This is a genomic window from Devosia sp. (assembly GCF_036676215.1).
Classification (GTDB): Bacteria; Pseudomonadota; Alphaproteobacteria; order Rhizobiales; family Devosiaceae; genus Devosia.
In genome coordinates this window covers 18252-30653 of the sequence record NZ_JAKFDJ010000026.1, presented here as the reverse complement: position 1 = coordinate 30653, position 12402 = coordinate 18252, and the positions used below count along the sequence as shown (strand labels likewise).

The 12402-nt window shown below is 65.2% G+C and carries 12 protein-coding genes; 5 read left to right on the top strand and 7 right to left on the bottom strand.

Annotated features, from left to right (window positions below; translation table 11 throughout):
* Both V6M52_RS02100 and V6M52_RS02095 read right to left on the bottom strand, forming a co-directional pair.
* A partial coding sequence (locus V6M52_RS02100) for an MFS transporter (RefSeq protein ID WP_332698934.1) occupies window positions 1-1322 on the bottom strand: 1322 nt, incomplete at its 3' end.
* A complete protein-coding gene (locus V6M52_RS02095; RefSeq protein ID WP_332698932.1) occupies window positions 1322-2233 on the bottom strand; it encodes a helix-turn-helix domain-containing protein in 912 nt (303 codons plus the stop codon). The genes V6M52_RS02100 and V6M52_RS02095, both read right to left, overlap by 1 nt.
* Before the next feature lie 108 nt (window positions 2234-2341).
* Between V6M52_RS02095 and pobA the strand changes: the two genes are divergently transcribed.
* Window positions 2342-3499, top strand: a complete 1158-nt coding sequence (gene pobA / locus V6M52_RS02090) for a 4-hydroxybenzoate 3-monooxygenase (RefSeq protein WP_332698929.1) — start codon at window positions 2342-2344, stop codon at window positions 3497-3499.
* Window positions 3500-3514: 15 nt separating this feature from the next.
* Here pobA and V6M52_RS02085 read toward each other — a convergent pair whose 3' ends face one another.
* Window positions 3515-4885, bottom strand: coding sequence for an aminotransferase-like domain-containing protein (locus V6M52_RS02085; RefSeq protein WP_332698926.1), 1371 nt, complete (start codon window positions 4883-4885; stop codon window positions 3515-3517).
* Between the two features lie 169 nt (window positions 4886-5054).
* Between V6M52_RS02085 and V6M52_RS02080 the strand changes: the two genes are divergently transcribed.
* Genes V6M52_RS02080 through V6M52_RS02070 form a run of 3 tightly spaced genes read left to right on the top strand, consistent with a single transcriptional unit; the run spans window position 5055 to window position 7208 of the window.
* Window positions 5055-6251 (top strand): aminotransferase-like domain-containing protein, encoded by a 1197-nt coding sequence (locus tag V6M52_RS02080; protein ID WP_332698922.1) that lies wholly within the window; start codon window positions 5055-5057, stop codon window positions 6249-6251.
* A gap of 55 nt (window positions 6252-6306) precedes the next feature.
* Window positions 6307-6792 (top strand): DMT family transporter, encoded by a 486-nt coding sequence (locus V6M52_RS02075; RefSeq protein ID WP_332698919.1) that lies wholly within the window; start codon window positions 6307-6309, stop codon window positions 6790-6792.
* Window positions 6789-7208 carry a DMT family transporter gene (locus V6M52_RS02070; protein ID WP_332698916.1) on the top strand — a complete coding sequence of 140 codons (420 nt, stop codon included), beginning with the start codon at window positions 6789-6791 and terminating at the stop codon, window positions 7206-7208. The genes V6M52_RS02075 and V6M52_RS02070 overlap by 4 nt, the downstream gene beginning before the upstream one ends.
* A gap of 57 nt (window positions 7209-7265) precedes the next feature.
* On the opposite strand, the gene V6M52_RS02065 is transcribed toward V6M52_RS02070, so the two are convergent.
* Together V6M52_RS02065 and V6M52_RS02060 are read right to left on the bottom strand one after the other, a co-directional pair.
* Window positions 7266-8705 carry an aldehyde dehydrogenase family protein gene (locus tag V6M52_RS02065; RefSeq protein ID WP_332698913.1) on the bottom strand — a complete coding sequence of 480 codons (1440 nt, stop codon included), beginning with the start codon at window positions 8703-8705 and terminating at the stop codon, window positions 7266-7268.
* A 23-nt stretch (window positions 8706-8728) separates the two neighbouring features.
* Window positions 8729-9880, bottom strand: a complete 1152-nt coding sequence (locus V6M52_RS02060) for a fumarylacetoacetate hydrolase family protein (protein ID WP_332687940.1) — start codon at window positions 9878-9880, stop codon at window positions 8729-8731.
* A 183-nt stretch (window positions 9881-10063) separates the two neighbouring features.
* On the opposite strand from V6M52_RS02060, the gene V6M52_RS02055 reads away from it, so the two are divergent.
* A complete protein-coding gene (locus V6M52_RS02055) occupies window positions 10064-10783 on the top strand; it encodes an SIMPL domain-containing protein (RefSeq protein ID WP_332687941.1) in 720 nt (239 codons plus the stop codon).
* A 118-nt stretch (window positions 10784-10901) separates the two neighbouring features.
* Here V6M52_RS02055 and V6M52_RS02050 read toward each other — a convergent pair whose 3' ends face one another.
* A complete protein-coding gene (locus tag V6M52_RS02050) occupies window positions 10902-11732 on the bottom strand; it encodes a sulfite exporter TauE/SafE family protein (RefSeq protein ID WP_332687942.1) in 831 nt (276 codons plus the stop codon).
* Window positions 11732-12154, bottom strand: coding sequence for a secondary thiamine-phosphate synthase enzyme YjbQ (locus V6M52_RS02045; protein ID WP_332698910.1), 423 nt, complete (start codon window positions 12152-12154; stop codon window positions 11732-11734). Before V6M52_RS02045 ends, V6M52_RS02050 begins: the two co-directional genes overlap by 1 nt.
* Between the last annotated feature and the right edge of the window lie 248 nt (window positions 12155-12402).

Genomic DNA, 12402 nt, shown 5'->3' with positions numbered 1-12402 from the left:
TCCTCCTGGCCAATCCTGTAGTCGACCATCACCATGATCGGCCCGCTGCGCGGCCGCAGGTCCAGCTTCAGCACCGGCTCGTTGAAGGTGTTGAGCGGGTTGAGATCGCGCGCATTGAACTGCGGCAGCGGCAGCCGAAACCCGACCAGCGCGCAGATCAGCATCACCGCCCCCGCCAGCAGCAGCGCCGAATCCGGCCCCAGCGCATCGGCGCTCAGGCCCCAGATCCAGCTGCCGGCCGACATGCCGCCAAACGTCGCTGTCTGGTAAAGCGACAGCGCCCGCCCCACCACCCAGCGTGGCGACGACAGCTGGATCGAGACATTGAACAGCGATAGCGACAGCACCCAGCAGGCCCCCGCCGGCAACAGCGCCAGGTGGCTCAGCAGCGGGTCGCGGCTGAAGCCAAGCGCCGCGCTGCTGATGGCAAAGGCCACGCAGGCCACCCGCACGATGGTCTCGTTGCTGTAGCGCTCGCGCACCCTTCCGTTGAGGAAGGCGCCCCCGATTGCCCCCAGCCCGAAGCTGCCCAGCAGCGTTCCATAGACCATGGCGCCGCCACCGACATATTCCCTGGCCACCGATGGCAACAGCGCCAGAATGGCCACCGCCGCGAAGCCGAACAGAAAGCCGCGGAACAGCACTGTCGTCAGGTTTGGCGACAGCGACACGTAGCGGATGCCGGCCCACATGGCGCTGCCGAAACTCTCCCGCGGCAGTTTGTTGGGCGGCCGCTCCGGCTTCCAGCGCAGCAGCGCATAGAGCAGCGGCACATAGGAGAAAGCGTTGACCGCAAAGGCCGCAGCCGCACCGGCCAGCGCCACGATCAGCCCGCCCACCGCCGGTCCGACGCTGCGCATCATGTTGTAGCCCATGGCATTGAGCGTGACCGCGCCCGGCAGGTCGGCCCGCGGCACGATATCGCCCATCGAGGCCTGCCATGACGGATTGAACAGCGCCGTGCCGCATCCGATCAGGAAGGTGAAGCCCAGCAGCAGCCAGGGATTGAGCAGGCCCATGAAGGCTAGGGCCGCCAGGGTGAGCGACACCACCATCATGCCGCCCTGGGCGATCAGCATGACCACGCGCCGGTCGAAATTATCAGCCAGCGCGCCCGCGGCGATCGAGAACACCATGATCGGCAGCGTGGTCGATGCCTGCACCAGCGCGATCATGTTGTGCGAGTCGGTCAGCGTGGTCATCATCCAGCCGGCGCCCACCGACTGCACCAGCCCGCCCAGATTGGACACCAGCGTCGCCAGCCACAGCAGCCGGAATGTCTCATGCCGGAATGGCGCCAGCATGGGCGGTCGATCGGCCATCACGCTTCCTTCTCAGTCCGGGTTAGTCCCAGACTCGTTTCCCCCCCGGGTGTACCCTCCCCCTTGTGGTGAGGGAACCCCAGCACCCGGCTCCGATACTTCCCCGGCGCCACCCCCAGCGCCCGTTTCATGAACCGCGCAAAATACGCCGGGTCCTCATAGCCAAGCTCCGCCCCGATCTGCTTGATGCTCAGCGTCGAAAACAGCAGCATCCGCCGGGCTTCGAGCGCCACGCGCCTTTCGATCACCGCCAGTGCAGATGCCCCCAGCACCTCCCGGCTGACCCGGTTGAGGTGGGTCGGGCTAATGCCGATCTCGGCTGCATAATCGGCAATCCGCCGCGTCTGCCGGAAGCGTTGGTCCACCAGCCAGCGGAAGGCCTGCGCATGCAGCACGCTGCGCTCGCTGCTGCCGGCCCCTGCCTGCCCCCCATCGCGCCCCGCCCGGTAAATGGCCACCACCAGCAGCGCGATCAGCGCCCGCATGGCGACGCCATGCCCGGCCCCCGGCCGGTCCGCCTCCTCGATCAGCCGGTCCAGCGCCCCGCTCAGTTCGCCATTGCCGCGCAGCACCACCGCGCCCAGATCGCCCAGCCCGGCGGCCCGCACGTCGCGCTCCATCAGCGTCACCACGATCCCCTCGACGTCCTTGCTGAATACATAGCCATGCACCGTCAGCGCCGGCACCACCACCATGGTCGATGGCCGCACCTCGAACACCGCGCCGTCGACCGTCAGTTGCGCGCTGCCCCCGGTCAGATGGAGAATCTGCAGGAACTGCTCATGCCGGTGTGGCGCAATCCGGTAGTCATGTAGCCGGCTGCGCGACTGGATGGTTTCCCAATGCAGCCAATCCTGCTCCCGGTCGGAATCGGCCTCGCCGTACAGCGCATAGCTCGGGATAGATTTCATGTTCGGATAGTCCAACAGATTGCGCCCCCCGTCCATTGGAAAACGGCAAGAAAACCGCCAGCATGCTGCCAGCAAAAGGCCAGCATACTGGCCGCAAGGGAGGATTTCATGCGTGTTCAGGTTGCCATCATCGGTGCCGGTCCTGCCGGGCTCATGCTTGGCCGCCTGCTCGAACTCGCCGGGATCGACGCCGTCATCATCGAGCGCAGGAGTGCCGATTACGTGCTGGGCCGCATCCGCGCCGGCGTACTCGAGCAAGGCACCGTCGACCTGATGGACCGTGCCCTCGCCGGCACCCGCATGCATGCCGAGGGCCTTGTCCATCACGGCATCGAACTGGGCTTTGATGGCGATCGCCACCGCATCGATTTCTCTGCCCTGGTCGGCAGCCAGGTCATGGTCTACGGCCAGACTGAAGTCACCCGCGACCTGATGGCCCTGCGTCAGGCCCCCACCATCTACGAGGCCGAAGACGTCGAACTGCACGATTTCGACGGAAAGCCCTGGGTCACCTACCGCAAGGACGGCGTCACCCACCGCATCGATTGCGCTGTCATCGCCGGCTGCGACGGCTTCCACGGCGTCTCCCGCCATAGCGTCCCCGAGCAATCGCTCACCACCTTCGAACGCGTCTATCCCTTTGGCTGGCTTGGCGTTTTGACCGATCGTCCGCCCGTCGCCCACGAACTCATCTACGCCCACCACGAACGCGGCTTCGCGCTCTGCTCGCAGCGCTCGCTCACCCGCAGCCGCTACTATATCCAGGTGCCCGCCGACGAGCAGGTCGGCGCCTGGTCCGACGCCCGCTTCTGGGACGAATTGCGCGCCCGGCTGGCCCCGGAAACGGCCGAGGCGATGCAGATCGGTCCATCCATCGAAAAATCCGTTGCCCCGCTCCGCAGCTTCGTCGCCGAACCCCTGCGCTTCGGCCAGCTCTTTCTGGCCGGCGACGCCGCCCACATCGTGCCGCCCACCGGCGCCAAGGGCCTCAACCTCGCCATGAGCGACGTGGCCACCTTGGCCGATGCGCTGATCGAGCACTTCACCGAAGGCTCCCCCGCAGCACTCGACGGCTATTCGAGCCACGTCCTCGGCCGCATCTGGAAAGCCGAGCGCTTCAGCTGGTGGATGACCAGCCTGCTTCACACCTTCCCCGAAACCGGCCCCTTCGGCCGACGCATCCAGCGCGCCGAATTCGATTATCTCACCGGCTCGCTTGCCGCCCAGCAGAGCCTTGCGGAGAACTATGTCGGGCTGCCGCTTTAAGGCATTTGTGGTGGTTCACACCACCACGTCTTCCTCGCTGCCCAGAATGCCCGCCAGCACGTTCAATCCGCGCTCCAGCACGCGCCGCGTGCGGGGCGCCATGATGCAGAGCCGCACGCCCGCCACCGGCGACGCCCCCACCTGCGTCGCCGAGGGCGGCGTGATGCGCACACCCGCCTCGCTGGCCCGCCGGGCCAGCTGTTCCGCCTTGAGTGGGCTCATCGGCAGCCACAGATGCGGCGCACCGCCCGGCATAGGCACCGTGTCGATCCCCAATATGGCTCGCGTCAGCCCCAGCCGGCCCCAGCCCTCGGTCCGCAGTGCCGCCGCGGCTTCGTCAGCCATGCCGATCTCGATCATCGCTGCCGCCAGCTCTGCCACATAGGGCGGCAGTCCCCAGCTCTCGGCCCGCAGCCGCTTACGCACGGCCGCCATCAGCGCGGGCGGCGGCGCAATCACCCCAAGGCGGACCAACGGCGTCAGGCTCTTGGAGAGGCTGGTGACATAGATCACCCGTTCCGGCGCCAGATCCCGATAGGTCAGCTTTCCCTTGGCCGCATAGAGCCCGTAAATGTCGTCCTCGACGATCACCGCGTCGTGCCGAGTGGCGATCTTGGCAATTGCCCGCCGCCGCTCCGGACCGGTCTCGAAGCCCAGCGGGTTCTGGCAGACCGGGGTCGTATAGATGATCTTCGCGCCGGTCGCTGCCAGAGCAGCCTCCAGCGCCTCGGGCAACATGCCCTCCCCATCATGCGCCACCGGCGCCATGACCATGCCCAGATTAGCCACAGCGGCCAGCGCCCCGGGAAAGGTCGCGCTCTCGGTGAGCACCGTGCTCGATGTCTCGCGCAGTGTGGCAAATGCCAGATGCAGCCCCTGCTGCGCGCCGTTGCACAGCAGCAGTTCATCGGCGGCCAGCGGCGTCCGCATCTCGCTCAGCCAGCGCGCCACGATCACGCGCTGCCGCTCGGTACCGCCCAGATCGCCATAGCCGCCATGCGGCAGCGCCAATGCGTGCCGGTTGGCCACTTCGCTCGCCTCGGCCATGCGATGCAGCGCGATCACCGGCGGCGGGGCATTGATGGTCAGGTCGACGATGCCGCCGTCATCGGCGCCGGTGTCGGGGCGGTCCAGCACGAAGGTGCCTCGCCCGATCTCCCCGCGCACCACGCCGCGCGCGCTCAGCGCATCGATGGCCCGCGTCACGCTGCCGATGGAGACCGAAAACTGCTGCGCCAGTTGCCGATGCGTCGGCAGGCGCTGGCCCGGCCGATAGCGTCCCTCGGCAATCGCCGCTTCTACGGCCGCAGCGACACGCTCATGTACCGGCCGCGCATTGTCGGGCAGCACCATGATATCTGCATCAGTGGAAATTGTATCACTCATTGAATCGATAGTAGCTGCACCTTGGCTTTGTTGTCGAGCGTTCAGCCTTGTGACGGCATTGTGGCGCTAGGTGCCCCTTGCCGGCTCAATTGCCAAAATAAGGTCATCATAGTTGACATAACAATATTGCAGTGTTTGTATCATTCGTACCATCATAACGGTGATACAAATGACGGCTTTCCGCCTCTCGTCCCGTGCCCAGTCCATGAAGGCTTCTGAAATTCGCGAGCTGCTCAAGCTCGTTGGCAAACCGTCGATGATCTCCTTTGCCGGCGGCATTCCCGATCCTGCTCTGTTCAATGTCGCCCTCTTCCAGGATGCCTGGCGCCATGTCTTCGGTGGCCCCTCCATCGCCCGCGAAGCCCTGCAATATTCCACCACCGAGGGCTATCTGCCGCTGCGCCAGTGGATCGCCGATCACATGGCCCGCCTCGGCGTGCCGGCCAGCCCCGACAACATCCTCGTCACCAGCGGCTCCCAGCAGGCGCTTGATCTCATCGGCAAGCTGTTGCTGGACAAGGGAAATGGCGTCGTCACCGCCCGCCCCACCTATCTGGGCGCGCTGCAGTCCTTCTCGTCCTACGAACCCCAATTCTCGGCACTCGATGCGCCCCAGCCGACCGGCGCCAGCGCTCCACGGCTGCTTTACCTCGTGCCCGATTTCGCCAATCCCAACGGCATCACCATGGGCAAGGCTGCGCGGCACCAGGCACTGGATCAGGCACGGGCGCTCGACGCGGTCATTGTCGAGGACGCCGCCTATTCAGCGCTGCGCTATGACGGCGAGGACCTGCCGGCCGTCGCCGCACTCGACGCCGCTGCGGCCGGCTCGATCGAGCGCACGCGCACGCTCTATTGCGGCACCTTCTCCAAGACCCTGTCGCCCGGCCTGCGCATCGGCTGGATCTGCGGCCCTGCAGCGCTGATCCGCCGGCTGACCCTGCTCAAGCAGGGCGCGGACCTGCATACGGCCACCACCAACCAGATGGTCATGCACCAGGTCGCTATCGCCGGCTATGACACCCAGGTCGCCCGCATCCGCGCCGTCTATCGGGTGCGCCGCGACGCCATGCAGGCCGCCCTGGAACGACACGCCCCACCCGGCGTCCGCTGGAAGAAGCCCGATGGCGGCATGTTCGTGTGGCTGGAATTACCCGACCATCTGGACGCCGAAACGCTGCTGCCGCAGGCCATTCGCCAGGACATTGCCTTTGTCCCCGGCGGCGCCTTTCACCCCGACGGATCGGGCCGCAACACCATGCGGCTCAGCTTCTCACTCTGCGACGAAGCCCAGATCGAAGTGGGTATCTTCAAGCTCTGCAGCCTGATCGGTCAGCAGGCCATGGCCCGGGCGGTGAACGTCTAGTGACCCCAGAGCGGCGTGGTAAGCTCCGATTCTCACGACCGAATCGGAACTTCCCATGACGTCCAGCACGGAGCGGTTGAACCCGCTGCATCTCCTGGCGGCCTTCGGCACCGGCGGCCTGCTGACCTTGATGGTCTATTTCAACGGCGAACTGGGCCGCTACGGCAATGCCCTGTTTTCCTCTTGGGCGGCCCACGGCACCGGCACCATCGCAGCGGTCATCCTGCTCGCCGTGCTGTGGCGCCGACGTCCCGCCGCCACCAAAAGCAAGCCCCGCGCGCCGCTTTGGGCCTATCTTGGCGGGCTGTCCGGCGGCGCCACCGTCATGCTGACCTCCACTGCCGTCAACACGCCGCTGGCGCTGGCCGGCACGCTGGCGCTCGGTCTCGCCGGTCAGGTGGTTTTCAGTCTCGCGGCCGACCGCTGGGGCCTCTTCGGCCTGCCGCGCCGCAGGCTGTCCCTGCGCGACATGGGCGCGCTGGCGCTGATCATCGCCGGCAGCGCCCTGATCATCCTCTTCGGCATGGGCGGGGCAGCATGATCCTCGCCATCACCTACGCCCTGCTGGCCGGCCTGCTGGTCGGCCTGAGCCGCCAGCTCAACGGCCGGCTGGCCCTCTCCACCACGCCGCTTGTTGCTTCATTCTGGAACCACCTCATCGGCTTCGCCATCCTGACGCTGCTGGGTCTGCTCGTGGGCGGATTGGTGCCGGCGGGCGCCGCCGATGCCCCATGGCATGCCTATGCCGGCGGGCCTATCGGCGTCGTCTTCGTTGCAGCGGGGAGCTGGCTCATCCCGCGCATCGGCGCGGTGAACACCGCCCTGCTCGTCATCGGCGGCCAGATGGTCTCCGGCGTTGCCCTCGATCTCGTACGAGCGGTTCCAACCACGCTGTGGGCCAGCGCCCTGGGCGTCGCGCTGATTCTGGCGGGAATGGCGCTGACGCAGCGGCGATAAAAGAAACCCGCGGACGAGGCCCGCGGGTTTGCACAGGCGCCGAACGGCCGCCGTGACCTAGCCGGCTGCGGTATAGGCCGTCTTCACCACGGTAAAGAACTCGGCCGCATACTTGCCCTGTTCGCGCGAACCGTAGCTCGAGCCCTTGCGCCCGCCGAACGGCACGTGGAAATCGACACCTGCGGTTGGGACGTTGACCATCACCATGCCGGCCTCGGCATTGCGCTTGAAATGCGTTGCATACTTGAGCGACGTTGTGACGATGCCGGCCGACAGGCCAAACTCCGTATCGTTCGCCGTGAACAGCGCCTCTTCATAGTCCTTCACGCGGATCACCGAAGCCACCGGCCCGAAGATCTCCTCACGCGAAATGCGCATCTGGTTGGTCGCTTCCGTGAACAGCGTCGGCTGCAGGAAATAGCCTTCCGTCGACCCCTTCACCAGTTCGCCACCAGCGGCCACCTTGGCGCCCTCGGCCTTGCCGATGGCAATATAGTCGGTGTCCTGCTTGAGCTGGCTGGGATCGACCACCGGGCCGATCTCGGTGTTCTTGTCGAGCGCATCGCCCACCCGCAGATTGCGCGTCCGCTCGGCCAGCGCATCGACGAACTTGTCGTGGATACCTTCGGTCACGATGACGCGCGACGAGGCCGTGCAACGCTGCCCGGTCGAGAAGAACGCCGACTGCGCCACGGTTTCGACGGCCACCTTAAGGTCGGCGTCATCCAGCACGACGGTCGGATTCTTGCCGCCCATTTCCAGCTGGAACTTGCGGCCCACTTCGATCGAGGCCGCCGCAACGCGCTTGCCCGTGCCCACCGATCCGGTGAAGCTGATGGCGTTGACATCCTTGCTGTCGAGCATGGTCTGGCCGACGACCGAGCCCTTGCCCATCACCAGGTTGAGCACGCCCTTGGGAAGGCCGGCACGCACCAGGATATCGACGATCGCCCAGGTCGAGCCCGGCACCAGATCGGCCGGCTTGATGACCACCGTGTTGCCATAGGCCAGCGCCGGCGCCATCTTCCAGGTCGGGATGGCGATGGGGAAGTTCCACGGCGTGATGATGCCGATCACCCCGATCGGCTCGCGGGTGATTTCCACGCCCACGCCCGGCCGGACAGACGGCAGCACTTCGCCGGCAAGTCGCAGGACTTCACCAGCAAAGAAGTCGAAAATCTGCGCCGCGCGGGTCACTTCGCCGATGCCCTCGGGCAGCGTCTTGCCCTCTTCGCGGCTCAGCAGTTCGCCCAGCTCTGCCTTGCGCGCCAGGATTTCCTGGCTGGTCTTGGACAAGATGGCATGGCGCTCGAGAATGCCCGAACGCGACCAGGCTGGGAATGCGGCCTTGGCCGCCGCGATCGCCTGCTTGGTTTCCTCGGCCGTGGCGCGGGCATAGAGGCCCACGATTTCGGCGGTGTTGGACGGGTTGATGTTCTCGATACCGTCCGAGCCCACCCATTCCCCGTTGATGAGGTTCTTGTGCAGTTCAGCCATTTTGGAATGCCTTTCGGGTGGTCTTAGAGGAGGTCGGCCTTGGCCAGGTCGCGCAGCAGATGGCTGGCGCCATAGGTCCAGGGCGGACATTTGGTGGAGAGGTTCACCCTGTTAGATAGGGTGCCGAGTTCGGATGTCGATATCGAGACAACATCGCCGAGCTTGTGGGTAAAGCCCTTGCCGACGCCGCCTCGATCCTGCACCGGCGCGAACATGGTGCCGAGATAGAGCACGAGTCCGTCGGGATACTGATGGTGACCACCAATGGTGGCGGCAACCAGCGATTCCGGCGTCCGCGAAATCTGGCTCATCGACGAATGGCCTTCGAGCACGAAACCGTCCTCGCCCACCACGCGCAGCGCGATCTCGCTCTGCTTGATGCTCTCTAACGTGAAATCGCCATCGAATAGCCGCACGAACGGCCCCAGCGAAGCCGAGGCATTATTGTCCTTGGCCTTGCCGAGCAGCAGGGCCGAGCGGCCTTCGACATCGCGCAGATTGACGTCATTGCCCAGCGTCGCGCCGATGATGTCGCCTTTGCTGGTGACCAGCAGCGCCACTTCCGGCTCAGGATTGTTCCAGCTCGACACCGGATGCAGGCCCACCTCGGCGCCATAGCCCACCGAACTCATCGGCTGGCCCTTGGTAAAGATTTCGGCGTCCGGCCCGATGCCCACTTCGAGATACTGGCTCCAGACGCCCTTTTCGATCAGCGCCGCCTTGACCTTCATGGCCGTCTCGGAGCCCGGCACCAGTTCGCTGAGGTCGGTGCCAATGAGGTCGAGGATTTCCCCACGCAGCGCATCCGCGCGAGACTTATCCCCCCTGGCCTGTTCCTCGATTACCCTTTCGAGCAGGGAAACGACAAAAGTGACGCCCGAAGCCTTGATGGCTTGCAGATCGATTGGAGAAAGCAGACTCGGACGGGACGGATCGAGATTGGCGGCTACGCTGTTGGCCAGAATTGTATCGGCCGAACCGAGCACCGTGCCCGAAGCGTTCCGCACGTGTTCAGCAGCCCGCCCGCTCTCGGCGACATCGCGAACCGTCGCCATGCCCTTGGCGGTGATATCCACGATATCCCCGCCCCGAACGGTCACGACACGCGGCTGATCGAGGCCCGGCACGCGGGCACGCCCCAGCAGAATGCCATCGGGATAGTGCTTGTCGCCCATGTCCAGCCCCTGAAATGTCAGTGCAGTGACTACCCCACCGGCACACCGCCGCGCAAGCCTCAAAAGTCATACTTTTGACGGACGCCACTCTCCACAAGTTCGTTCAACTCCGGTTCATCTGCGCCGCAATACTGACGCAATGGATGAGGAGTAGTCCCATCCATTAGCTTGAGGAGTTTTCCAATGCGTCGCCTTATTGCCCTGGTTCCGTTCGCCCTTTTCGCCGGCCTTGCGCTGCCTGCCTATGCCGGCACCATCAGCATAGAAGGGCGCGGGGAGGTCCTGGCGGCACCGGACATGGCGCAGATCAATTCCGGCGTTACCACGCAAGGCGCCACCGCCCGCGAAGCGCTCGACGCCAATACCGCCGCCATGGCCGAGCTGATCGCCGAACTCAAGGCCGCCGGCATCGAAGCCCGTGACATCCAGACCTCGGGCTTCTCGGTCAACCCCAACTATGTCTATTCCGACGAACGCGACGCCAACGGCTATACCCTGGCGCCCAAGATCAATGGCTACCAGGTCAGCAACACCGTGACCGTCACCGTGCGCCAGCTCGACGCGCTGGGGTCCATTCTCGACAAGTCGGTGACCGTCGGCGCCAACACCGTCAATGGCGTCAGCTTTGCCGTCGCCGATCCATCCGGGCTTTATGACGAGGCCCGCAAGGCTGCCTTTGCCGATGCGCGCGCCAAGGCCGAACTCTATGCCGCCGCCGCCGGTGGCACGCTCGACGATATCGTGTCGATTTCTGAAACGCAGGGCTTCAATGCGCCCCAGCCCTACCCCATGTATGCGCGGGCTGATATGGCCGCCAGCGCGCCGGTTCCGGTGGAGGCAGGCGAGCTGGCCTTTGCCATCAACGTCAACGTCCAGTGGGAACTGGAAACCGACGCCCAATAATTCCCATACCCCTCTTCTGAGGGGGCTTGGGCGGTGGGGACGGTCCATCGTAGTCACCCGTCCCCACCAACCTGATTGCCGCAAAGCCCCGCCTAGGCGGGGCTTTGCTTTTCCTGGCCTAGCCGGCCAGCACCTTCCACAGCATGTTCAGGCCCACCACGACCAGGAAGGCAGCGAAGACGTATTTGAGCGTCTTCTGATCCAGCCGATGGGCCAGCGCGGCGCCCAAGGGTGCGAAGACCGCCGCCAGCACTGCGACCAGCACCAACGCCACCAGGTTGACATAACCCAAGCTGAGCGGTGGCAGGCCATCGGCGCCCCAGCCCGAAATGACAAAGCCCAGCGTACCTGAAATGGCGATCGCGACCCCGACGGCCGCCGATGTGCCCACCGCGGCATGCATGGTGGCGCCAAAGGCGACCAGCGTGGGCACGGTGAGCGAGCCGCCCCCGATCCCCATCAGCGACGAAATGTAGCCGACCACGAAAGCCGAAACCCGGTGCGTCAGCGACGAGCCGTGTAAGTGCCCCATCAGCCTGGTCTGGAAAGCGAAGATGATATTGGCGGCGATGACGAAGGCCATCACCGCAAAAACGATGCGCAGCACGTCGCCGGAGAACAGCCCTGCCATCAGCCCGCCGATAAAAGTCCCGGCCACGATGAACGGCACCCAAAGCCGCAACACGTTGAGGTCCAGCGCACCGCGCTTGTGATGCGCGCGGGCGCTCATGATGCCCGTGGGAATGATGATGGCCAGCGAGGTGCCCACCGCCACGTGCTGCACCACGTCAGCGTCGTAGCCCAGCAGCAGCAGGGCATTGCTCAGTGCCGGCACAATGATCGCGCCGCCACCAATGCCAAGCAGGCCCGCGGCGATGCCCGAGACGACGCCCGTGACCATCAGCCCCAGCACGAAGGGCCAATAGGCAATGAGCGTCGTCCAATCCATCAACGGTCTCCAATGATGTGAAGAATCACCTCGCGGCGATGCGGGCGCCGACGATGCTCGAACAGATAAATGCCCTGCCAGGCACCGAACGCCGGCTCGCCCCCAATGACCGGAATGCCGATCGAGGTCTGCGTCAGCGCCGCCTTGATATGGGCCGGCATGTCGTCCGGGCCTTCAGTCGTATGGACCAGCCAGTCCATGCCTTCGGGGACCAGGCGCCGGAAAAAGCCATCGAGGTCGGTTTTGACATCTGGATCGGCATTTTCCTGAATCAGCAGGGAGCAGGAGGTGTGGCGCACATAAGCAGTCACTAGGCCGGTGGCCACATCGGCAGCCGTCACGAACTGCCGCAGGGCGCCAGTGAACTCGTAGAGGCCTTGCCCCTCGGACGATATAGTGAGCGTTTCGACGGCCTGTTGCATGCAGTGGCCCTAGCATGATCGCTCGCATCCGGCCAGCGCATCGCTGGCGCGATGCGTCCACTCCGCCGCATTGGCGCCATGATCGAGCCGACACCGTCCCGCGCCAACACCGGGGGAACCATCGCATATCCCAGGCGTTTCGGGTCGTGCGGGGAGAAGGCATCGCTTAACTGGCTGCAAAAATCCGTTCAGTTTGCGTTCAGACTGGCACCGCGATGCTTGGCTCAAGTGTCAACCGACATAAAGGA

Bases quoted from the DNA above. Each gene is read 5' to 3' on its own strand.
- V6M52_RS02065 (WP_332698913.1), bottom strand. From the start codon at position 8,705: ATGGCTGAACTGCACAAGAACCTCATCAACGGGGAATGGGTGGGCTCG.
- V6M52_RS02045 (WP_332698910.1), bottom strand. From the start codon at position 12,154: ATGCAACAGGCCGTCGAAACGCTCACTATATCGTCCGAGGGGCAAGGC.
- V6M52_RS02060 (WP_332687940.1), bottom strand. From the start codon at position 9,880: ATGGGCGACAAGCACTATCCCGATGGCATTCTGCTGGGGCGTGCCCGC.
- V6M52_RS02075 (WP_332698919.1), top strand. From the start codon at position 6,307: ATGACGTCCAGCACGGAGCGGTTGAACCCGCTGCATCTCCTGGCGGCC.
- V6M52_RS02050 (WP_332687942.1), bottom strand. From the start codon at position 11,732: ATGGATTGGACGACGCTCATTGCCTATTGGCCCTTCGTGCTGGGGCTG.
- V6M52_RS02070 (WP_332698916.1), top strand. From the start codon at position 6,789: ATGATCCTCGCCATCACCTACGCCCTGCTGGCCGGCCTGCTGGTCGGC.
- V6M52_RS02055 (WP_332687941.1), top strand. From the start codon at position 10,064: ATGCGTCGCCTTATTGCCCTGGTTCCGTTCGCCCTTTTCGCCGGCCTT.
- V6M52_RS02080 (WP_332698922.1), top strand. From the start codon at position 5,055: ATGACGGCTTTCCGCCTCTCGTCCCGTGCCCAGTCCATGAAGGCTTCT.
- V6M52_RS02095 (WP_332698932.1), bottom strand. From the start codon at position 2,233: ATGAAATCTATCCCGAGCTATGCGCTGTACGGCGAGGCCGATTCCGAC.
- pobA (WP_332698929.1), top strand. From the start codon at position 2,342: ATGCGTGTTCAGGTTGCCATCATCGGTGCCGGTCCTGCCGGGCTCATG.
- V6M52_RS02085 (WP_332698926.1), bottom strand. From the start codon at position 4,885: ATGAGTGATACAATTTCCACTGATGCAGATATCATGGTGCTGCCCGAC.